22 protein-coding genes are annotated in these 20,633 nt (G+C 74.4%); 11 read left to right on the top strand and 11 right to left on the bottom strand.

The features are described from left to right. Positions 1-35 precede the first annotated feature (35 nt). The 7 genes from BX285_RS04410 to BX285_RS04380 all read left to right on the top strand — a co-directional run bounded on the left by BX285_RS04410 (position 36) and on the right by BX285_RS04380 (position 7,592). Positions 36-485 carry an SRPBCC domain-containing protein gene (locus tag BX285_RS04410; protein WP_097236750.1) on the top strand — a complete coding sequence of 150 codons (450 nt, stop codon included), beginning with the start codon at positions 36-38 and terminating at the stop codon, positions 483-485. 168 nt (positions 486-653) lie between these two features. Continuing rightward, complete coding sequence (locus BX285_RS04405; protein ID WP_097236749.1) at positions 654-1,454, top strand: VOC family protein; 801 nt, start codon at positions 654-656, stop codon at positions 1,452-1,454. Between the two features lie 88 nt (positions 1,455-1,542). Beyond that, positions 1,543-2,289, top strand: coding sequence for an HAD family phosphatase (locus BX285_RS04400; protein WP_183107000.1), 747 nt, complete (start codon positions 1,543-1,545; stop codon positions 2,287-2,289). 100 nt (positions 2,290-2,389) lie between these two features. Beyond that, complete coding sequence (locus BX285_RS04395) at positions 2,390-4,795, top strand: glycoside hydrolase family 65 protein (protein ID WP_121174508.1); 2,406 nt, start codon at positions 2,390-2,392, stop codon at positions 4,793-4,795. Between the two features lie 142 nt (positions 4,796-4,937). Then, the gene (locus BX285_RS04390; protein WP_257032477.1) at positions 4,938-6,671 is read left to right on the top strand and encodes a pyruvate dehydrogenase; all 1,734 of its coding nucleotides are present in this window, start codon (positions 4,938-4,940) and stop codon (positions 6,669-6,671) included. Positions 6,672-6,741: 70 nt separating this feature from the next. Further along, a complete protein-coding gene (locus BX285_RS04385; RefSeq protein WP_097236747.1) occupies positions 6,742-7,377 on the top strand; it encodes a helix-turn-helix domain-containing protein in 636 nt (211 codons plus the stop codon). A gap of 32 nt (positions 7,378-7,409) precedes the next feature. Beyond that, positions 7,410-7,592, top strand: coding sequence for a DUF6126 family protein (locus BX285_RS04380; protein WP_097236746.1), 183 nt, complete (start codon positions 7,410-7,412; stop codon positions 7,590-7,592). 24 nt (positions 7,593-7,616) lie between these two features. On the opposite strand, the gene BX285_RS04375 is transcribed toward BX285_RS04380, so the two are convergent. Continuing rightward, the gene (locus tag BX285_RS04375; protein WP_398899594.1) at positions 7,617-9,050 is read right to left on the bottom strand and encodes a PLP-dependent aminotransferase family protein; all 1,434 of its coding nucleotides are present in this window, start codon (positions 9,048-9,050) and stop codon (positions 7,617-7,619) included. Between the two features lie 38 nt (positions 9,051-9,088). Beyond that, the gene (locus BX285_RS04370) at positions 9,089-9,562 is read right to left on the bottom strand and encodes a carboxymuconolactone decarboxylase family protein (RefSeq protein ID WP_257032476.1); all 474 of its coding nucleotides are present in this window, start codon (positions 9,560-9,562) and stop codon (positions 9,089-9,091) included. 68 nt (positions 9,563-9,630) lie between these two features. On the opposite strand from BX285_RS04370, the gene BX285_RS04365 reads away from it, so the two are divergent. Then, complete coding sequence (locus BX285_RS04365; protein ID WP_121174506.1) at positions 9,631-10,515, top strand: sigma-70 family RNA polymerase sigma factor; 885 nt, start codon at positions 9,631-9,633, stop codon at positions 10,513-10,515. A 142-nt stretch (positions 10,516-10,657) separates the two neighbouring features. Next, positions 10,658-11,368 carry an alpha/beta fold hydrolase gene (locus tag BX285_RS04360; protein WP_121174505.1) on the top strand — a complete coding sequence of 237 codons (711 nt, stop codon included), beginning with the start codon at positions 10,658-10,660 and terminating at the stop codon, positions 11,366-11,368. On the opposite strand, the gene BX285_RS04355 is transcribed toward BX285_RS04360, so the two are convergent. Continuing rightward, a complete protein-coding gene (locus BX285_RS04355) occupies positions 11,353-12,270 on the bottom strand; it encodes an undecaprenyl-diphosphate phosphatase (RefSeq protein WP_097236742.1) in 918 nt (305 codons plus the stop codon). The genes BX285_RS04360 and BX285_RS04355 overlap by 16 nt on opposite strands. Positions 12,271-12,431: 161 nt before the next feature. Further along, positions 12,432-13,211, bottom strand: a complete 780-nt coding sequence (locus BX285_RS04350) for an NRDE family protein (protein ID WP_121174504.1) — start codon at positions 13,209-13,211, stop codon at positions 12,432-12,434. Between the two features lie 129 nt (positions 13,212-13,340). On the opposite strand from BX285_RS04350, the gene BX285_RS04345 reads away from it, so the two are divergent. Together BX285_RS04345 and BX285_RS04340 are read left to right on the top strand one after the other, a co-directional pair. Beyond that, entirely contained in the window at positions 13,341-13,853 is a 513-nt protein-coding gene (locus BX285_RS04345) for a carboxymuconolactone decarboxylase family protein (RefSeq protein WP_097236740.1), read from the top strand. Positions 13,854-13,864: 11 nt separating this feature from the next. Then, the gene (locus BX285_RS04340; protein ID WP_097236739.1) at positions 13,865-14,674 is read left to right on the top strand and encodes an isocitrate lyase/phosphoenolpyruvate mutase family protein; all 810 of its coding nucleotides are present in this window, start codon (positions 13,865-13,867) and stop codon (positions 14,672-14,674) included. Positions 14,675-14,753: 79 nt separating this feature from the next. On the opposite strand, the gene BX285_RS04335 is transcribed toward BX285_RS04340, so the two are convergent. From BX285_RS04335 to BX285_RS04305, 7 genes are all read right to left on the bottom strand, one after another. Next, positions 14,754-15,068, bottom strand: a complete 315-nt coding sequence (locus BX285_RS04335) for a hypothetical protein (RefSeq protein ID WP_097236738.1) — start codon at positions 15,066-15,068, stop codon at positions 14,754-14,756. Between the two features lie 30 nt (positions 15,069-15,098). Beyond that, complete coding sequence (locus BX285_RS04330; protein WP_259470428.1) at positions 15,099-16,232, bottom strand: cytochrome P450; 1,134 nt, start codon at positions 16,230-16,232, stop codon at positions 15,099-15,101. Continuing rightward, positions 16,196-17,707 carry a cytochrome P450 gene (locus BX285_RS38105; protein ID WP_259470427.1) on the bottom strand — a complete coding sequence of 504 codons (1,512 nt, stop codon included), beginning with the start codon at positions 17,705-17,707 and terminating at the stop codon, positions 16,196-16,198. The genes BX285_RS04330 and BX285_RS38105 overlap by 37 nt, the downstream gene beginning before the upstream one ends. Further along, positions 17,704-18,273: an ATP/GTP-binding protein gene (locus BX285_RS04320; RefSeq protein WP_257033065.1), complete on the bottom strand. Its 570-nt coding sequence runs from the start codon at positions 18,271-18,273 to the stop codon at positions 17,704-17,706. The genes BX285_RS38105 and BX285_RS04320 overlap by 4 nt, the downstream gene beginning before the upstream one ends. 73 nt (positions 18,274-18,346) lie before the next feature. After that, entirely contained in the window at positions 18,347-18,712 is a 366-nt protein-coding gene (locus BX285_RS04315; RefSeq protein WP_097236735.1) for a DUF742 domain-containing protein, read from the bottom strand. Further along, positions 18,709-19,122: a roadblock/LC7 domain-containing protein gene (locus tag BX285_RS04310; protein WP_097236734.1), complete on the bottom strand. Its 414-nt coding sequence runs from the start codon at positions 19,120-19,122 to the stop codon at positions 18,709-18,711. Before BX285_RS04310 ends, BX285_RS04315 begins: the two co-directional genes overlap by 4 nt. Continuing rightward, a complete protein-coding gene (locus BX285_RS04305) occupies positions 19,106-20,473 on the bottom strand; it encodes a sensor histidine kinase (RefSeq protein ID WP_259470670.1) in 1,368 nt (455 codons plus the stop codon). The genes BX285_RS04310 and BX285_RS04305 overlap by 17 nt, the downstream gene beginning before the upstream one ends. Between the last annotated feature and the right edge of the window lie 160 nt (positions 20,474-20,633).

The raw sequence follows: 20,633 nt of genomic DNA, 5'->3' as shown, positions 1-20,633 counted from the left end.
GGAGGGGGCCCAGCGGGCACCGAAAGGCGGACGCCATGCCCGAGATCGCCCTGCAACTCGACATCGCCGCACCCCGGGCCGTCGTCCTCGCCGCGCTCACCACCCACGACGGGCTCACCGCCTGGTGGACCACCGCCGTGGACCGGGAGGACGACGTCCTGCTCTTCGACTTCCCCGACGTCCCCGAGCCCTTCCGGCTCCGGGTCGAGCGCGCCGACCGGGACCGGGTGGTCTGGGCCAACGCCGGGGCCTTCCCGCCGCACTGGGCCGGCACCTGGATCAGCTGGGACCTCGCCGAGCAGCCCGGTGCACCCGACCGCACCCGGCTGCTGTTCCGGCACGGCGGCTGGCAGCCGGGCAGCGAGGAGGGCGTCCCGGCGGTGGCCGGCACCTGGGCCGAACTGCTGGTCCGGTTCAAGGACTACGCGCAGAGCGGCAAGGTGCAGCCGTACTTCGTCACCGCCCGGCGGCACGACGCCCCCTGAGCCGGCCCGCCGGGCCGATGCCGTCGGACGCCGTCCGGTGGCGGGAACGCGGTGCCGGGCCGAAGGTGGCGGTGTGGCGCCGTCCCGGTGCCCGCCGCAGCCCCGCCCGACCGCCGCAGCCCTGCCGACCGCCCCGGCCGGCCACCACCGCCTCCGGGAGGCCCCGCGATGCCCGTCGTCACCGACCCGTACCCGCCCGGCACCCCGTGCTGGGTCGACCTGCTGGCCAGTGACCAGCAGGCCGCGCTCGACTTCTACCGCGACCTCTTCGGCTGGCAGGGCCAGGTCGGCCCGGTCGAGTTCGGCGGCTACTCCGTGTGCATGCTCAACGGCCGGCCGGTCGCCGGGATCATGACGGCGCCCGGGCCCGAGGACCGGCCCGCACCGCCCGTCGCCTGGACCACCTACCTCGCCTCGGACGACGCCGAGGCGAGCCACCGGGCGATCGCCGCGGCCGGCGGCACCATCCTCTACGAGCCGATGGACGTCGGGACGATCGGCCGGATGATGGTCGCCGCCGACCCGACGGGCGCGGTGTTCGGCGTCTGGCAGGCGATGGACTTCATCGGCGCCGGCGTGGTCAACGAGCCCGGCGCGCTGGTCTGGAACGAGCTCAACACCACCGACACCGCCGCGGCCGGCCGCTTCTACCAGCCCGCGCTCGGGCTGCGCCCGGCCACCGTCCAGGGCATGGACGGGTACTTCTCGCTCAACGTCGGCGACCGCACGGTGGGCGGCATGCAGGCGGTCCCCGGCTACCTGGCGCCCGGCACGCCCTCGCACTGGATGACCTACTTCTCGGTGGACGACACCGACTCGACGGTGGACGCCCTGGTCAGGGCGGGCGGTTCGGTGCTCCAGCCGCCGTTCGACCTGCAGTCCGGCCGGATGGCCGTTGTCCGCGACCCGCAGGGCGCGCTCTTCGCGGTCATCCAGGCCCCCGAGCCGCAACTGCCCGACTCTCCGTAGCCGTAGCGGTAGCGGTGCCGCAGCCGCTTCCGCGACGCGCCGCCGGGAAATGGGCGGCTTCCCCCCGTTCCCGGGTAAGACTGCACCCATGCTGGGGCTACCGGACGACATCCGTGCTTTCCTCTTCGACCTCGACGGGGTGCTCACCCAGACCGCGAAGGTGCACGCCGCGGCCTGGAAGGACACCTTCGACACCTTCCTGCGCGCCGAATCCGCCCGCACCGGCGGGCCGTTCGTCCCCTTCGACGCCGTCACCGACTACGACACCTACGTGGACGGCCGCCCGCGCCTCGACGGCACCCGGGCCTTCCTGCACAGCCGGGGCGTCGACCTGCCCGAGGGCACCCCCGACGACCCGCCCAACTCCCGTACCGTGCAAGGGATCAGCCGGGCCAAGAACGACACCGTGCTGCGGATGATCCGCGAACAGGGCGTCCAGCCGTACCAGGGCTCGGTCGACTACGTGCACCGGCTGCGCGCGGCCGGGCTGCCCAGCGCGGTGGTCTCCTCCAGTGCCAACTGCCGCGACGTGCTGCGGGCGGCGGGCATCGAGGAGCTGTTCGACGTGATCGTGGACGGCAACGTCGCCAAGACCGAGGGCCTGCCCGGCAAGCCCGCCCCCGACACCTACCTGTACGCGGCCCGCGCGCTCGGCGTCGAGCCCGCGCACGCCGCGGTCTTCGAGGACGCGCTCGCCGGGGTCTCCTCCGGCCGGGCCGGCGGCTTCGGCGCGGTGGTCGGCGTCAACCGCACCGGCCAGGCCGCCGAACTGCGGCGCGACGGCGCCACCGTGGTCGTCGACGACCTTTCCGAGCTCCTGGGGGAGCAGTCATGAGCGAGCGCAGCACGGGGGTCCCCCCGGCCGAAGGCCGGGGGAGACCCATCAGTGGGTGCGTGTGGGGGAATGCCCCTGCCGAGCGCAGCGAGGTGGGCGCATGAGTCCCGCGGACAACTTCACGATCGACCCCTGGCAGATCACCGAACAGGGCCTGGACCTGGCCGCGATGGCCCGCGCCGAATCCGTCTTCGCGCTCTCCAACGGCCACATCGGCCTGCGCGCCAACCTGGACGAGGGCGAGCCGCACGGCCTGCCCGGCACCTACCTCAACGGCGTCTTCGAACTGCGCCCGCTGCCGTACGGCGAGGGCGGCTACGGCTACCCCGAGTCCAGCCAGAGCGTCATCAACGTGACCAACGGCAAGATCATCCGGCTGCTGGTGGACGACGAGCCCTTCGACCTGCGCTACGGCGAACTCGTCAGCCACAAGCGCTGGTTGGACTTCCGCGAGGGGCTGCTGCACCGCGAGGCCGAGTGGACCTCCCCGGCCGGGCGGACCATCCGGGTGCGCTCCTCCCGGCTGGTCTCGCTCACCCAGCGCGCCATCGCCGCCATCGAGTACAGCGTCGAAGCAGTGGACGCCCCGGTGCGGATCGTCCTCCAGTCCGAGCTGGTCGCCAACGAGCAACTGCCGGGCGGCCCCGAGGGCGACCCGCGCGCCTCGGCCGTCCTGGAGGCGCCGCTGCAGCCCGAGGCGCACCACGCCGGCGGCACCAAGGCCGTCCTGGTGCACCGCACCCGCTACAGCGGCATCCGGGTCGCGGCCGGCATGGACCACGTCATCGAAGGCCCGGAGAGGACCGACACCGTCGCCGAGGGCGACGCCGACCAGTGCCGGATCAGCGTCACCACCGTCCTCGAACCCGGACAGCGCCTGCAGCTCACCAAGTTCATGGCCTACGGCTGGTCCGGCACCCGCTCGCTGCCCGCCGTCCGGGACCAGGTGGAGGCCGCGCTGACCGCCGCCCGGTACACCGGCTGGGACGGCCTGATCGCCGAACAGGCCGACTTCCTGCAGGAGTTCTGGGCGACCAGCGACATCGAGATCGAGGGCGACGTCGAACTCCAGCAGGCCCTGCGGTTCGCCGTCTTCCACGTCCTGCAGGCCGGCGTGCGCAGCGAGGAACGGGCCATCCCCGCCAAGGGCCTGACCGGCCCCGGCTACGACGGGCACAGCTTCTGGGACACCGAGACCTTCGTCCTGCCGGTGCTCACGTACTGCCTGCCCGCCGCCGTCAACCAGGCCCTGCGCTGGCGGCACACCACCCTCCCGCTGGCCCGCGAACGAGCCGCCCAACTCGGCCTGGCCGGCGCCGTGTTCCCGTGGCGGACGATCCGCGGCGAGGAATGCTCCGGGTACTGGCCGGCCGGCACCGCCGCCTTCCACATCGGCGCCGACATCGCCGCCGCCGTCGCCCGCTACGTCCGGGCCACCGGGGACGCCGAGTTCGAGCGCGAGTACGGGCTCGAACTCCTCGTGGAGACCGCCCGGATGTGGCGCTCGCTCGGCCACCACGACGCCGCCGGGAACTTCCGCATCGAGGGCGTCACCGGCCCCGACGAGTACAGCGCCGTCGCCGACAACAACGTCTTCACCAACCTGATGGCGCAGACCAACCTGCGCGCCGCCGCCGAAGCCGCCGTCCGCCACCCGGGCGAGGCCGCCGCCCTCGGCGTCGACACCGAGGAGACCGCCGCCTGGCGGGACGCGGCCGCCGCCATGTACATCCCGTACGACCAGGACCTCGGCGTCCACCCGCAGGCCGACGGCTTCACCGACCACCAGGTCTGGGACTTCGAGAACACCCCGCCCGAGAAGTACCCGCTGCTGCTGCACTTCCCGTACTTCGACCTGTACCGCAAGCAGGTGGTCAAACAGGCCGACCTGGTGCTCGCCATGCAGGTCCGCGGCGACGCCTTCACCGACGAGCAGAAGGCCCGCAACTTCGCCTACTACGAGCGCCTGACCGTCCGCGACTCCTCGCTCTCCGCCTGCACCCAGGCCGTCATCGCCGCCGAGGTCGGCCAGCTCGACCTCGCGTACGACTACACGGCCGAAGCGGCCCTGATGGACCTGCACGACCTCGGCGGCAACACCCGCGACGGCCTGCACATGGCCTCGCTCGCCGGAGCCTGCATCGCCCTGGTGGCCGGCTTCGGCGGGCTGCGCGACCACGGCGAGACGCTCTTCTTCCGGCCCCGCCTGCCGTCCGGGCTGATGCGGATCGGCTTCTCCCTGCTGGTGCGCGGACAGCTGCTCGGCGTCCGGATCAGCCACGCGGAGACGACGTACACGCTGCGCCGCGGCGAGGTCATCCACCTGCGGCACGACGGCGAGCTGGTGCAGGTCAAGGCCGGTGCGCCGGTCACCCTGCCCACCACCGTCCCGCCCGCCCAGGAACGCGTCGCCCAGCCCCCCGGCCGCGAACCCGCCCGCCGCCAGCCCCAGGCGGGCCTGGCCACGGGCAAGCTCGGCCAACAGGACCACCTCGCGGCCGAGTAGCGGCCGGTTCTCCTTCCCCGGGCTCCCGGGGTGGGCCCGCGGCACCGTCGCCCGTTCGGCCCACCCCGGCTGCGCTCCCCCTCACCCCGGCGGAGGGTGCAGGTGCCCGGGACAACCTGCACCCGGCGAAGGAGGCACACCCGTGGCGAGCGTGGCCGAACAGATGGTGGAGGTGCTCCGGCAGGCCGGGGTGGAGCGGGTCTACGGCGTCGTCGGCGACAGCCTCAACCCCGTCGTGGACGCGATCCGCCGGGCCGAGGGCATCGGCTGGGTGCACGTGCGCAACGAGGAGGCCGGCGCCTTCGCGGCCGCCGCCGAGGCCGAACTCAGCGGCCGGCTCGCCGTCTGCGCCGGCTCCTGCGGCCCCGGCAACACCCACCTCGTCCAGGGCCTCTACGACGCCCAGCGCAGCGGCCTGCCCGTCCTCGCGCTCGCCTCGCACATCCCCTCCGGCCAGATCGGCACCGGCTTCTTCCAGGAGACCCACCCCGAGCGGGTGTTCACCGACTGCAGCAGCTGGTGCGAGATGCTCTCCACCCCCGCCCAACTGCCCCGGCTGCTGCGGATCGCCATCCAGCACGCGCTCGGCTCACCCGGCGTCTCGGTGCTCGCCTTCCCCGGGGACGTCGCCGCCCTGCCCGCCGCCGGACCCACCGGCACCAGCCACTTCCTCACCGAACAGGCCGTCGCCGCACCGCCCTGGTCGCAGGTCCAGGAGCTCGCCCGGATGCTCAACGCGGCCCGCAAGGTCGCCCTGTTCTGCGGCGCCGGGGTGCGCGGGGCACACGCCGAGGTGATGGAGGCCGCGCAGGCCCTTCACGCCCCGGTCGGGCACTCGCTGCGCGGCAAGGAGTGGATCCAGTACGACAACCCGTACGACGTCGGCATGAGCGGCCTGCTCGGCTACGGCGCCTGCCACGAGGCCCTGAACTCCGCCGACCTGGTGCTGCTGCTCGGCACCGACTTCCCGTACGACTCCTTCCTGCCGCAGGCGCACACCGTGCAGGTCGACCACGACGCGACCCGGCTCGGCCGCCGCACCGCGCTCGACCTGGCCGTCCACGGCGACGTGGCCGCCACCCTGCGGGCCGTGCTGCCGCTGCTGGACGAGAAGGAGGACCGCGCCTTCCTGGACGGCATGCTGCGCAAGCACTACCGGGCGCTGGAGGGCGTGATCGGCGCGTACACCCGGGACATCGAGCAGCACCTGCCGATCCACCCCGAGTACGTCGCCTCGGTGCTGGACGAAGTCGCCGCCCAGGACGCGGTGTTCACCGTCGACACCGGCATGAACAACGTGTGGGCCGCCCGCTACCTGCAGCCCAACGGCCGCCGCCGGGTGATCGGCTCCTTCCTGCACGGCTCGATGGCCAACGCCCTCCCGCACGCGATCGGCGCCCAGCTCGCCTGCCCCGGCCGGCAGGTGATCGCGATGGCGGGCGACGGCGGGATCGGGATGCTGCTCGGCGAACTGCTCACCGTCGCCAAGTACCGGCTGCCGGTGAAGACCGTCGTCTTCAACAACGGCGCGCTCGGCATGATCAAGCTGGAGATGCTGGTCTCCGGCTACCCGGAATCCGAGATCGACAACGGGGACGTGGACTACGCGGGGATCGCCCGGGCGATGGGGATCCCCGCCAAGCGGGTCGCCGAGCCGGCCCGGGTCCGGGAGGTGCTGGCCGAGGCGCTGGAACGGCCGGGCCCGGCCCTGGTGGACGTGGTCACCGACCCCAACGCGCTGTCCATCCCGCCGCGCATCACCGCCGCCCAGCTGAAGGGCTTCGCGCTGGCCGCCGGGAAGACGGTGCTCTCGGGCGGCGTCGGCCGGATGGTCGACCTGGCGCGGAGCAACCTGCGGAACATCCCGCGGCCGTGAGCCGGTTCCGGGGCCTTGCCTCTGAGGCAATTTTCTTGCCCACTTGGCAGGCCGGGTGTCCACTGGACACATGACCACCAGCTCCACCGGCACCCCCGCCGCCGGCGACCGGTTCGACGACCAGGAGGTCGCCGGCCTCGCCGCCCGCCTCCGCGAGCACCGGCTCGGCAGCCGCCTCACCCTGGAGGTCGCCGCCGCACGGGTCGGACTCTCCCCAGCGTATCTGTCCCGGCTGGAGACCGGCCGCCGGCAGCCCTCGCTGCCCGTCCTGCTCGGCCTCGCCCGCGCCTACGGCACCTCGGTGTCCGGGCTGCTCGGCGAGACCATGGCGGAGCCCGACCCGGTCGTCCGCGGCGGCGCCATCGAGCCCGGGCGGGCCGGCGGCTGGGGCTACCGCCGGGCCGGCGCCCCCGGCCGCGCCATGCAGGCCTTGCGGGTCCACGTGCCGCCGGGCGTGCAGGACGCGGTGGTCCGGGTCCACCCGGGCGAGGAGTGGCTGTACGTCCTGCGGGGCGCGCTCCGCCTCACCCTCGGCGACCGCGTCCACCACCTCGCCGAGGGCGACTCCGCCCACTACGACTCGCTCACCCCGCACTGCATCGCCGCCGAGTCGGAGAACGGCGTCGAACTGCTCTTCATCCACACCCTGCTGCAGAGCCCCGGCGGCGAACTCTGCCTCGGCGGCGGCCCCGCCGCGACCCACTGACCGATCGTCAGAACACCTCGGAGGAGATCACCATGGCCGATCCCACCACCACCCCCGCTGCGACCGCCGACACCGCCGCCGGCCCGAAGACCATGGACGCCGGCAAGTGGGCCAACAAGCGCGTCTACCTCCGCCTGGTCATCTACACGGCCGGCATCCACGCGTTCGCGGGCTTCATCATGCTCCTCTTCGAACTCGGCAGCCGCAACAAGTAGTTCACCCCCCCGGCCCGCCGCCGCTCACGCCCTGCGCAGCAGCTCGCAGAGGGCCTGCAGGGCCGCCGGGAAGGCGTGGTCGGGTGGGGTGGCGTAGCCGATCACGAGGGCGGGCGGGGCGTCGGTGCTGCCCGGGGCGGCGAGGTGCCAGGCCAGGCCGTTGAGGGAGAGCCCGGCGGCCTGGGCGCGGGCGAGGAGTTCGGGTTCGGGGGTGGAGCCGGGCGGCAGTCGGAGGAGGGCGTGCAGGCCGGCCGCGATGCCGGTGACCCGGACCTGCGGGGCGTGTTCGGCGAGGGCGGCGATCAGCTGGTCGCGGCGGCGCCGGTAGTGCAGGCGGCAGCGCCGCACGTGGCGGTCGTACGTCCCGGAGGTGATCAGCTCGGCCAGGGTGAGCTGGTCCAGGACCGGGGACATGGTGTCGGCGAGCACCTTCAGCCGGGCCACCGGTTCGAGCAGGGCGTCCGGCAGGGCGAGCCAGGCCAGTCGCAGGCCGGGGGCGAGGCTCTTGGCGGCGGTCCCGGCGTAGACGACCCGCTCCGGGTCGAGGGCCTGCATGGCGCCGAGCGGCTGCCGGTCGTAGCGGAACTCGCCGTCGTAGTCGTCCTCGATGACGTACCGGTCGTGCTCGCGGGCCCACCGCACCGCCTCGGCTCGCCGGTCGGCGGAGAGCGGGGCGCCGGTGGGGTACTGGTGGGCCGGGGTGAGCAGGACGGCGCCGGGGCGGGCGTCGAGCCGGTCGAGGAGGGCGCCGTCCTCGTCGAGCGGCAGCGGGGTGGTGGTGAGTCCGGCGGCGCGGATGACGGCGTGCTGCGGCGGCAGCCCGTACTCCTCGACGGCGAGGGTGCGGGCGCCGCGGTCCCGGAGGGCGGCGCAGAGCAGGCCGAGGCCCTGGGTGACGCCGGTGCAGACGAGCAGGTGGTCGGGGTCGGTGCGGACGCCGCGGACCCGGGCGAGGTAGTGGGTGAGGGCCTGCCGCAGTTCGATCCGGCCGAGCGGGCTGCCGTAGTCGAGGGCTTCGTGGGGTGCGGTGGCGAGGGCGCGGCGGGCGGCGGCGAGCCAGGCGGTGCGGGGGAAGAGCGAGATGTCCGGCCGTCCGGACGTCAGGTCGTGCCGGGCGGTGCGCCGTTGGGGCGTGGTCCGGGCGCCGGGGCGCCGGCCGGGGGCGGGCGGCTCGGGTACGGCCCGTCGGCCGACGGTGGTGCCGGAGCCCTGGCGGGAGTCGAGCCAGCCTTCGGCGGTGAGTTGGCCGTAGGCCTCGACCACGGTGTTGCGGGCGATGCCGAGGTCCTCGCCGAGGGCGCGGGAGGAGGGCAGCCGGGTGCCGGGCGCGAGCCGTCCGTCCTGGACGGCTTCGCGCAGGGCGTCCTCCAGGGCGGCCCGCAGTCCGGCGCCGGCGGCGCGCCGTTCGGTGAGGTCCAGGTGCAGGTCGCCGCCGAAGGCGGTCCAGGAGCTGGTCACGTGCCCCATTCTCGCGCGTGCGGGGGCCGGCGGGGGCGTCACCAGGTGGTGCCGGCGGGCTCCTCGATGGTGGTGTTGATGCGGTTGAAGAGGTTGGTGAGTCCGATCATCAGGATGATCGCGGAGAGCTGTTCCTCGGTGAAGTGGTCGGTGGCGGCGTCCCAGACCGGGTCGGGGACGGCCTTGCCGGAGCGGTCGGCGATCCGGGTGGCGGCCTCGGCCAGTTCGAGGGCGGCGCGCTCCTCCTCGGTGAAGAACGGCGCCTCCCGCCAGGCGGCCACCGCGTGCAGCCGTTCGTCGGTCTCGCCGTGCCGCTTGGCTCCGTTCACGCCGGCGAACACGCAGGCGCTGCAGCCGTTGATCTGGCTGACCCGCAGGTGGACCAGCTCCAGGAGCTGCGGGGCGACGCCGCCCCGGTGGACGGCCTGGTAGATGGCCTGGATGCCCTTGGTCGCCTCCGGCAGGACCGTGGCGGGGTTCTTCATGCGGGCAGTAGTGTGGGCGGTGGTCATCGCGGGCTCCTCATCGTCGGTTAGCGTCCCTCACCCAACCGACGGATCGCGACGCGAGGATGTGACAGGTGACCGGAGAGAATCTTCTGGCCGAGCGCTTCGAGGCGGAACGCCCCCAACTGCGTGCGGTGGCCTACCGGATGCTCGGGTCGATCGCCGAGGCCGAGGACGCCGTCCAGGAGGCCTGGCTGAAGCTGAGCCGCAGCGACGTGGGCGAGGTGCGCAACCTCGGGGCCTGGCTCACCACGGTCGTCGGCCGGGTCTGCCTGGACCAGTTGCGCTCCCGTACGTCCCGCCGGGAGGAGCCGCTGCCCGAGCAGGACGGCCAGGTGCGGCTGCCGGACCCGGTGGTGAGCGGGCTGGCGGCGCTGGACCCGGTGCACGAGATCCTGGTCGCCGACTCGGTCGGGATCGCGCTGATGGTGATCCTGGAGACGCTCTCCCCGGCGGAGCGGGTGGCCTTCGTGCTGCACGACATGTTCGAGGTGCCCTTCGACGGGATCGCCGAGGTGCTGGGCCGTACCTCCGCCTCCACCCGGCAGTTGGCCAGCCGGGCCCGCCGCCGGGTCCAGGGTGCGACCCCGGCCGCGGACGCCGACAACGCCCGCAAGCGCGAGGTGGTGGAGGCGTTCCTGTCCGCGGCCCGGGGCGGGGACTTCGACGCCCTGCTGACGGTGCTGGACCCGGAGGTGGTGGCCCGCTCCGACGGCGGCACGCTGGTGCCGAGCGCGCTGCGCCGCGGCGCGGCCGAGGTGGCCACGAACGCGATCACGTTCGCCACGTTCGCCGCCGACGGACGCCTGGTGCTGGTCAACGGCTCGCCCGGGGTGGTGTCCTTCGCCGAGGGGCGTCCGCTGTCGGTCATGTCGTTCACCATCCACGACGGCCGGATCACCGCGCTGGACATCCTCACCGACCCGGTCCGGCTGGCCGCCCTGGGGCTCAAGCCCTGACCGCCCGCCGGTGCTGCCCGCCGGGTGCCCACCGTGCCCCGGGAGTCCGTCCGGCGAGCGGCCGGACGGACTCCCGGGCGCGGTCGGGTCCTGAGCCGGCCGGCCGGGTGCGTTGTCGGACCCTCGCGCTACCGTGCCCCGCATGGCGAACTTCGTACTCGTGGCGGGCGCGTGGCTCGGTTCCTGGGCGTGGAGCGAGGTCGTGCCGCAGCTGCGCGCGGCCGGGCACGGGGTGCACCCGTTGACGCTCTCCGGGCTCGCGGAGAAGCGGGGCGCGCCCGCCGGGCAGCAGGTGCACGTGGCGGACATCGTGGCCGAGGTGGAGCGGCTCGGCCTGCGGGAGGTGGTGCTGGTCGGGCACAGCTACTCGGGCATCCCGGTGGGCCAGGCCGCCGAGCGGATCGGCGACCGGCTGGCCCGGCTGGTCCTGGTGGACGCCAACGTGCCGGTGGTGGGGCAGTCCTTCGCCGACCAGATGCCGGAGCCGGCCGCGCTGCGGGCGGAGCTCGTCGCCCACGGGGGCTGGTGGCCGCCGCTGCCGCCGGCCGAGTTCGCCGGTCAGGGGCTGACGGCCGGGCAGATCGCCCGGATCACCGCCGGCGCCACCCCGCACCCGGGCCCCTCGCTGACCGAACCGGCCGTGTCCGCGGGCCCGTTGAGCGCCCTTCCGGCGGTGTACGTGAAGTGCCTGCTGGACTGGCCGGAGCCGCCGCCGGGGGTCGCCGCTCTGGCCGCGGCGGGCCACTGGCAGCTGGTGGAGCTGGACACCGGGCACTGGCCGATGTTCTCCCAGCCGGCCGAACTGGCGCGGATCCTGCTGGAGTCGGCTCGAAAGGCTCAGACCGACAGGTAGACCGCGCTGCCGAGGCCGGCCAGGAAGCAGTAGACCGCGAACGGCGTCAGGCTGCGGGTCTCGAAGTACTTGGTGAGGAAGCGCACCGAGACGTACCCGGCGGCGAAGGCGGCGACGCTGCCCGCGACGACCGGGCCGAGCACGGCGGAGTTCTCCGGCTTGAACAACTCGGGGACCTTCAGCACCGAGGCGGCCAGGATGACCGGGGTGGCGAGCAGGAAGGAGAACCGGGCGGCGTCCTCGTGGTGCAGTCCGCGCAGGATGCCGGCGCTCATGGTGACGCCGGAGCGGCTGATGCCGGGGAACAGCGCGAGGATCTGCGCGGCGCCGATCCAGGCGCCCTGCCCGTAGCCGAGCCTGGTCAGCCGGTGGTCGGAGGCGACCGCCGGGTCCGTGCCGGGCTCGTCGACGGGGGCGGCGTGCCCGGCCCGGCGGCGGCCGGTGCCGCCGCGCTTGAGCCGTTCGGCGCCGAGCAGCACCAGCCCGTTGAGGGCGAGGAAGACGGCGGCGGGGACGGGCTTGCCGAGGGCGTTGCGCAGCGCCTTCTCCAGGACGAGCCCGGCCACCCCGACCGGGATGGTGGAGAGGATGAGCAGCCAGGCGAGCTTCTCGTTGCGGCTCTCCACCCGGCGGTGGCGGATCGAGCTGAACAGGCCCCCGATGACGCGCACCCAGTCCTGCCAGAAGTACACGACCAGCGCGAGCGCGGTGGCCAGGTGCAGGGCGACCAGCGCGGCGAGGTAGGAGGAGCCCTCGGCGGTCATGTCCAGGTCGTGCTGGATCTTCCCGCCGATCAGGGCGGGCAGCAGGATGCTGTGGCCGAGGCTGGAGACCGGGAAGAGTTCCGTCACACCCTGCAGCAGGCCGACGCCTATCGCTTCCGGGTAGGTCAGGGTGGACATCGCGCACCTTCGCTCGGGGGTCGGCGGCCGGCCGATTCCGGGGGCCTCCGCGAAGCTACTACGGGCATGTAGACGTTCGGCAGGCCCGCTGTCAGAAGTTCACCGACCGTACGCCTGCGGGACACCGGGGCCCGGCTGTGCGACCGACGCCCCCGCTGGGGTCAGTCCGCAACCCGCCGCCAGCCCACCCCGTCCGCGCCCACCGGCGCCGCCGCGAAGTCGTAGCGCAGCCCGTCCGGCCCGAGCGCGAGCAGCGAGATCGACGAGGAGCCCCAGATCCGCCCGTTGCCGAAGTCCCGCCGCTGGACCAGCGCGGCGTCCTCGTCCAGCGCCAGCCCGTCGCCGGTGACGATCGGCAGCCAGGCGCCCCAGGCCCGCTCGGCCGGCCCGTCGCCGGTCGGCTCGGGCCGGGGTGCGGCGGCGAAGCGGGCCCGGAAGTGGTCGGCGCGCGAGGCCATCAGGGCGCTGATCCGCTCGGAATCGGCCCGGTTGGCGGCCCGGCCCTCCAGCCCGTCGTTGAGCACCACGCTGAGCCCGGCGGGCAGTTCGCGCCGTTCCGCCCGCACGCCGTCCCAGCTGGTGACGGCGACGCCGTCCGGCCGGGCCAGCAGGAGGTGGAAGGGGTCGTACGGGGTGAGGTCGAGGTGGCCGATGCCGCCCTCGGTGACGGCGGTGAGCGGAAGGTGGCCGCGGGTGCGGCGGGTGTCGGCGGGGGCGGCCGGGCCGAAGCCGTTGAGCAGGCAGGCGGCGGTGCGCCGGGCGGGGTCGACGGCCAGCCAGGTGCCGCCGGCCGCGAGGTCGAGCCCGCCGAGCAGTCCGGGCCGGTCCGGCCAGTGGCGGCCCGGCGGCAGCCAGGCGCGCCCCAGGTACTCGTCCCGGACGGAGAGCAGCAGCACCGGTACCGCCGCTGCGGGTTCGATGCTGACGAATGCCGTGCACACGAGCCTGTTCCCCCTGACCTCGTCCTGCCTGCGATCCTCGCACGGCTGTTCGTGCACCGGAAGTGGCCCAAGGAACCGGGTGCCGAATGCACCAGACCCCTGGTCCACCGGCTGCCTAGGCTGGCTGCCATGACGACGACGAACGAGACCGTGACGACGACGGACGGGACGGGAGCCCACCCCCACGCCCATGTGCCGGCCCCCGCCCTGCGCCTCCCGCTGGGGAAGCTGGCCCCCGCCTTCTACCGGGCCATGGTGGCCGTGGACGAGGCCGCCCGGACGGGCCTCGACCCGGTGATCGTCGAGCTGGTCAAGTTGCACGCGTCGGTGATCAACGGCTGCGCCTACTGCATCGACAAGCACTCCACCGACGCCCGCGAGCTGGGCGAGCGGGAGCACCGCCTGCTCTCCCTCCCGGCCTGGCGCGAGACCCCGTGGTTCACCGCCCGGGAGCGCGCCGCGCTGGCCCTCACCGAGTCGGTCACTCTGCTGACCCAGGGCCACGTGCCGGACGCGGTGTGGGCGGAGGCCGCCGAGCAGTTCGACGAGACGGAGCTGGCCCAGCTGGTCGCGCTGACCGCCACCATCAACGCCTGGAACCGGATCGGCGTGAGCACCCGCATGTCGCCGGCCGCGAAGTGAGGACCGCAGACATGACGACGCAGCAGGAGAAGGCCCGGCTGCTCCGGGAACTGCACCGCGCGGGCGATCCGCTGGTGCTGGCCAACGTGTGGGACGCGGCCTCCGCCCGGCTGGTGGCCGTCGCCGGGGCGCGGGCGGTGGCCACGGCCAGCGCGAGCGTCTGCTGGTCGCTCGGCAGCCCGGACGGCGGCGGCGCCGACCGCGAGCAGGTGCTGGCCCGGACCGCCGAGGTGGTCCGCGCCGTCGACCTGCCGGTCACCGCGGACCTGGAGCACGGTTACGCGGACACCGCAGCCGGCGTCGGCGAGACGGTCGCCGCGCTGCTCGCCACCGGCGCGGTCGGGGTGAACCTGGAGGACGAGGGCCGCCCGGTGGCGGAGGCCGCCGAGCGGATCGCGGCGGCCCGGGCGGCGGCGGACGCGGCCGGCGTCCCACTGTTCGTCAACGGGCGTACCGACGTGTTCCTGTACGGGCTCGGCGCCCCGGAGGAGCGGCTGGACGAGGCGGTCCGCCGGCTGCGGGCGTACGTCGAGGCGGGCGCGGACGGTGTGTTCGTCCCCGGCGTCGCGGACCCGGAGACCATCGCCGCGCTGGTCGCGGCCGTCCCGGTGCCGCTGAACGTGCTGGCCGGGCCCGGCTCCCCGTCGGTCGCCGAGCTGGCGAAGCTGGGCGTCGGCCGGATCAGCCTCGGCCCGGGCCTGGCCAAGGTGGCCTACGCGGCCGTCCGCCGGGCCGCCGAGGAGGTGTACGGGAGCGGCACGTACGCCGCCCTCGACGGCGGGTTGACCTACCCGGAGCTCAACGGGCTCTTCGCGGGCTGAGGCCGGGGCCCGAGGCCCGAGCCCGGGCTCAGGCCCGGGCGGCCGGTCGGACGGGGGTCGGCCGGCCGCCCGCCCGCCGTCAGCCGATCTGCCCGCTGAGCCCCGGGTGGCTCATCTGGTTGGTGCCGACGGCCTCCACCTCGTTGGCGGTGTGCCCGACCACCGGGAGCTTGCCCACGGTCTGCAGGGCGATGTCGGCGGGGGACAGGTTGAGGCCGTCGGTCAGGCCGCCGGTGGCGTCCGGCGAGGAGGCGACCTGGCTGGTGGCGGAGGCCGCCGGGGCGGCCATGGCGAGGCCCGCCATGGTGAGGGCGGCCAGGGTGGCGAGCTTCCGCCCGTGGCGGCGCAGGCCGGGGGTGTCCGCGCGGTGGGTGTTCGTGCCGTGGTTCGTCATGCACTGCCGAACGACCCGGCCGCCCTCAGGTCACCGGGTGGCGTCGACCGTCACCCACAGGGTCTTCACGCCGTTGCTGACGAACGAGGCGATCGGCTCGTTGCTCCGCCCCTCGGCCGCGGCCAGCCCGGGGAAGCGGTCGAACAGGTGCCGCAGCGCCGTCTCGGCCTCCAGCCGGGCCAGCCCGGAGCCCAGGCAGAAGTGCGGGCCGTGGCCGAGCGAGAGGTGCCGGGCAGGCTGCCGGGTGAGGTCGAAGCGGTCGGCGTCGGGGTGGTGCCCCGCGTCGCGCCCGGCCGCCGCGTACGACGCGAGCAGCGCCTCGCCGCGCCGGATCACGACGTCGCCGACCTCGATGTCCTCGATCGCGTAGCGCAGCGGGAACTGCCCGACCGGCGCGTCGTAGCGCAGCGTCTCCTCGACCACCGCCGACCACGGCACGACGCCGTCCAGGACGAGCCGCAGCTGGTCGGGGTGGGCGAGCAGGGCGCGCACCGCGTTGGTGATCAGGTTGAGCGTGGTCTCGTGCCCGGCGACCAGCATCAGCAGCAGGGTGCCGACGAGTTCGGCCTCGCTGAGCCGCTGCTGTCCGGGCCCGTGGCCGTCCTCGCGGGCGGCGATCAGGTCGGTGGTCAGGTCGTCGCCGGGCTCGGCCCGCTTGGCCGCCACCACCGAGGCGAGCAGGGCGTTCAGGTCCCGTTGGGCGGCCATCGCGGCCTGCGGGGTGGCCGAGCTGGAGACCAGGGTGTCGGACAGCTCGTGCAGCTCGTCCTGCTGCTCCAGCGCGAGGCCGAGCAGTTCGCCGATCACCTGCATGGGCAGCGGGTAGGCGAAGTGCTGCTTCAGGTCGAACTCGCCCTCCAGCTTCGCGACGTCGTCCAGCAGGGCGATCGCCCGGGCCTCGATGGCGGGGGCCAGGGCGGCGATCCGGCGCGGGGTGAAGGCCTGGGAGACCAGTCCGCGCAGCCGCCGGTGGTCCTCGCCGTCGGCGGTGACCATGCCGGGGACGGCGATGAAGTTGAGCAGCGGCCAGCCCTCCGGCAGCCGGCCCTCGCGGAAGGTCGTCCACAGCCGGGCGTCCTTGCCGACCCGGGGGTCGGCCAGCACCGACTGGAGGGCGTCGTGGTGGGTTATCGCCCAGACCACCACCCCGCCAGGGAGCTCCACCAGGACCGCGGGGCCGGCTGCTCGGAGCCGGGCGTTCTCTCCGTGCTGGTCCTGTCCGAAGGGGTCGAGTCGGACGGGTTCGGGACGGGCTCCGGGGCTGTCGACGGCGGTGTCCATGCGGGCCTCTCGGGGGCTGGCGGGCGGGGCGGGGTGAAGGCGCTGTACAACACGGGCAGGGCGGTCAGGGCCCGCGACCACGGGGACGGGCGCCAGGCCAGTTCGCCCGGGGGGACGGCGAGTTGGAGGTCGGGCAGGCGGTGCAGCAGGGTCTCGACGGCGGTCTCGACGATGATCCGGGCCGGGTGCTGGGCCGGGCAGACGTGCCGCCCGGCGCCCCAGGCGAGGTGCGCCCGGTTGCCGCCGAGCGAGCCCTGGGCGGCGGCGGAGACGCCCTGGGCGGCCGGGTCGGCGTTGGCCGCGGCCAGGCCGAGGACGAGCATGTCGCCGGCGCTGATGTACTGGCCGCCGAGCACGGTGTCGCCGGTGGCCCAGCGGCCGGGGAAGTTCTGCGTCGGCGGGTCGCGCCAGAGCACCTCCTCCAGCGCGTCGGAGACGGTGAGCCGGCCGCCGGTGAGGGTGGCCCGGAAGCGCCGGTCGGTGAGCAGCAGCCGCAGGCTGTTGCCGGTCCAGTTGATCGAGGTCTCGTTGCCCGCGACCATCAGCACCACCAGGTGGTGCACCGCCTCCTCGTCGGTCAGCCCGGCGGGGTGGGCGAGCAGCCAGGAGGTGAGGTCGGCGCTCGGCGCTTCGCGGCGGCGCCGGACGAGGTCGACCAGGATCGCCTGGAACTCGGCGCCGGCGCGCTGGGACTGCGCGCTGCTGTCCACGAAGTGGCTGATCAGCTCGACGAGTCGGGGCCCGGCCTCGGCGGGCAGGCCGACCAGCTGGGTGAAGACCAGCAGCGGCAGCGCCCGGGCGTACTGGGCGATCAGGTCGGCGGTGCCGTCCGGCCCCCAGCTGTCGATCAGGCCGTTGGCGGCGGCCTCGGTGGTGCCGCGCAGCTGGTGGTGGTCGATCTGGGCGAGGGTGTCCGAGACGGCGGAGCGCAGCCGCTGGTGCTCGGCGCCGTCCAGGTTGAGCAGGGTGGGCCGCCACGAGGTCATCGTCAGCAGCCGGGAGCCGGCCGACAGCCGGCCCTCGGCGGGCACCCGCCAGCGGCGCGAGTCCTTGGAGAACAGCGCCTCGTTGCGGGTGAGTTCGAGCAGTTCGGCGTAGCCGAGGACGAGCCAGGCCTCGACGCCGGGCTCCAGCTCGATCGGGGCGACCGGGCCGTAGTGCGCGCGCAGCCGGGCGTACAGGCCGTGCGGGTCCTCGGCGACGGCCGGGCCGTACAGCGGGGTCAGCGGGACGCCGACGGGCAGGCCGCGGCCGTGGCCGGGCCCGCCGACGGGCAGGCCGCCGCCGTGCGCGACGGGGCAGCCGGCCGGGAGGGTGGGGCCGGCCGGGCCGACGGCACCGGGGTCGGGGGCGCTCATCCCTGCAGCTCCAGGATCGAGTTGCGGTGCAGGTGGTCGACGAAGTCGATCAGCAGGTCGTAGGACTGTCGCCGGTCGCGCGCGTCGCAGAACAGGATCGGTACGTCCGGCAGCAGGTCCAGCGCCGAGCGCAGCTCCTCCTCCGGGTAACTCGGCGTGTCCGGGAAGGTGTTGACCGCCACCGCGAACGGGATGCGCTGCTCCTCCAGCCGGCCGAGGACGTCGAAGCTCTCGTCCGGGCGGCGCAGGTCGACCATGGCGATCGCACCGAGCGCGCCGCGCGACAGGTCGTCCCACAGCGGCCAGAACCGCTGTTGTCCGGGCGTGCCGAACAGGTACAGCGCGAGCCGCGGGTTGAGCGTGATCCGGCCGAAGTCCAGCGCGACCGTGGTGGTGGTCTTGCCACCGCGCCCGGTGAGGTCGTCGACGCCGCTGCTGGCGGCGGTCATGGTCTCCTCGGTGCGCAGCGGGGTGATCTCGCTGAGCGAGCCGACCAGGGTGGTCTTGCCGACCCCGAACGGGCCGGTGACCAGGATCTTGACCGCGCCCTGCACCGAGGACGGCAGGTACTGCGGCCCGTCGGCGGACCCGGCGGACCCGGGGGATCCGGCGGCGGACCCGGGGGCCCCGGGGGTGGCTTCAGCGGAGTTGGCGGAGGCCAACGAGCACCTCTTCCAGAAGGGTTGCGGGCAGGCGTTCGGCCTGCGGAACGGGCGGGAGCACCTGCACGGCGCCGAGGTCCCAGAGGTCCCCGACCAGCACCTTGACGACGCCGAGCGGCAGCCCCAGGTGGGCCGCCACCTCGGCGATGGACAGCAGGCTGTGGCAGAGCGCGAGGATGCGCCGGTGCTCCCGGTTCAGCAGCGCGTGCTCGGGCAGGACCGGCGGTTCGGGCAGTTCCGGTCGTCCGGGTAAGGCGCTGACCAGGCTCTCCACGGCCAGCTCGGCCCGGGTGGAGCGGCTGCGCCCACCGGTGATGACGTACGGGCGGACCGGCCCGCTCACCGGTGGCCCCCCGCCGCGTGGTCGACACGCGGCGGGCTGGTGAGGTGGCTGCCGATCCGCTCGACCAGGACCTGCATCTGGTACGCGACCAGGCCGGCGTCCACCGCCTCGCTGGTCACCACGGCCAGGTGCGCCCCGGCCCCGGCGGCGACGATGAAGAGGTAGCCGCCGCCGTACTCGATGATGATCTGCCGGGTGGCGCTGCCGGGGCCGCCGAAGCCCGTCGCGACGCCGCGGGCCAGCGACTGCAGTCCGGAGCAGGCGGCGGCGAGCCGTTCGGCGTCCTCGCGCGCGATGCCGGTGCTGCGGCCGATCTCCAGGCCGTCGTTGGAGACGACGACGGCGTGCTGGACCTGCGGGACGGCGATGATGTCGGCGAGCAGCCAGCCGAGATCAGGGGTGGTGGTCATGGAACTCTCCGGAGCGCTGGGGAAGTCGGGGGGACGGGGGAAGGGAAGGGTCGAACCGGGCCTGGGCCTGGAGCTGGGTGTGAGCCTGAAGCTGGGCCTGGGCCTGGGCCTGGACCTGGGCCTGGACCTGGGCCTGGGCGTGGGCCTGGGCGTGGGCCTGGGCGTGGGCCTGGGCGGCCGATCGACCGCTGGCGGTCCCGGCCTGGAACATCGCCATGAACGCCTGGGCGTCCCGGGCCGAGCGGTACGGCGGCGCGGGAGGCGCTGGGGGAGCGGCGTGTTGGGCGGGGCGGTGGGCGCGGTCGCGCCGGTGGCTCCGACGGGGCAGTGGCGGCGGGGTGTCGCCGGTGACGGGGGGCCGGCCGGGCGGCGGGGTCTCCAGCAGCGGGTGCTCGGCAGGAGCGGCCGGTCGGGGGTGGGGGGTGAACGCCCGGTCGTCCGGCCCGAGGCCGGGAACGGTGGGCGGCAGCGGCTCGGTGAGCAGCGCGTTCGGCAGCAGCACGACCACGCGCACGCCGCCGTACGGTGAGGGGGCCGAGCTGAGGGTGACCCGGAAGCCGTACTGCTCGGCCAGCCGGCCGACCGCGGCGAGGCCCAACTGCGGTACCTCGCCCAGCCGGGAGACCTCCAGGGTGCTGCCGCCGGCCAGCGCGGCGGCCGCCTTGGCGATGGCCTGCTCGGGCATGCCGACGCCGCCGTCGTCGATCTCGATGACGGCGCCGTTGTGCACCGGCATCAGGGTGACGAACACCTGGGTGCTGGGCGGGGAGTAGCGGGTCGCGTTGTCCAGCAGCTCGGCGATGGCGTGGATCAGGGCCTCGGCCGCGGCGCCGACCACCGCGGTCTCGATCCGGCTGCGCACGACCACGCGCTGGAACGGCAGGATGCGGGACTGCGCGCCGCGGACGACGTCCTCCAGGGTGACCGGTTCCGGCCAGTGCCGGCCGGCCCGCGCGCCGCACAGCACGGCCAGGGTCTGGGCCAGTCGGGCCTGTTGGGCGGCCGCGTGGTCGGCCTTGAGCAGGCCCTCCAGCAGCGCCGGGTCGTCGTGGGTGCGTTCCATCTCGTCCAGCAGCGCCTGCTGGTCGTGGGCCATCACCAGGATCCGGCGGGCGACGCTGAGGAAGGCCCGCTGGGTGGAGGCGGTGAGCTCCTGCTCCTGCTGGACGACGGCCAGTTCGGCGCCGCGGCGGAAGAGTTCGGCGTCGAGCCGCTCCTGGAGCCGGGCGAGATCCTGCTGCATCCGGTCGGCGCGGCCGCGGTGGGTGACGGACACGGCGCGGTACCGCGCGGCGGCCACGAGGGCGAGGACGGCGAGCACGCCGGTTGCCGTTACGGACCACTGAGTCATCGTCACGCGGCGAATTCTAGGGTGATGATCCTACGAAGGTGTGAACGGATCTCGCCATGTGACCGGATCTCGTCAATATCGAGTCAATCCGGCCTCAAACCCGCCTCGTTCGACCCCAATCGCCGCACCTGACGAGGCCCCGGGTCGTCCGGCTTGGTCC

This window comes from Streptomyces sp. 1114.5 (genome assembly GCF_003635085.1).
In the GTDB taxonomy this organism is placed as follows: domain Bacteria; phylum Actinomycetota; class Actinomycetes; order Streptomycetales; family Streptomycetaceae; genus Kitasatospora.
The sequence above is the reverse complement of the archived record's forward strand: the minus strand, read 5'-3'. Positions and strand labels throughout refer to the sequence as shown.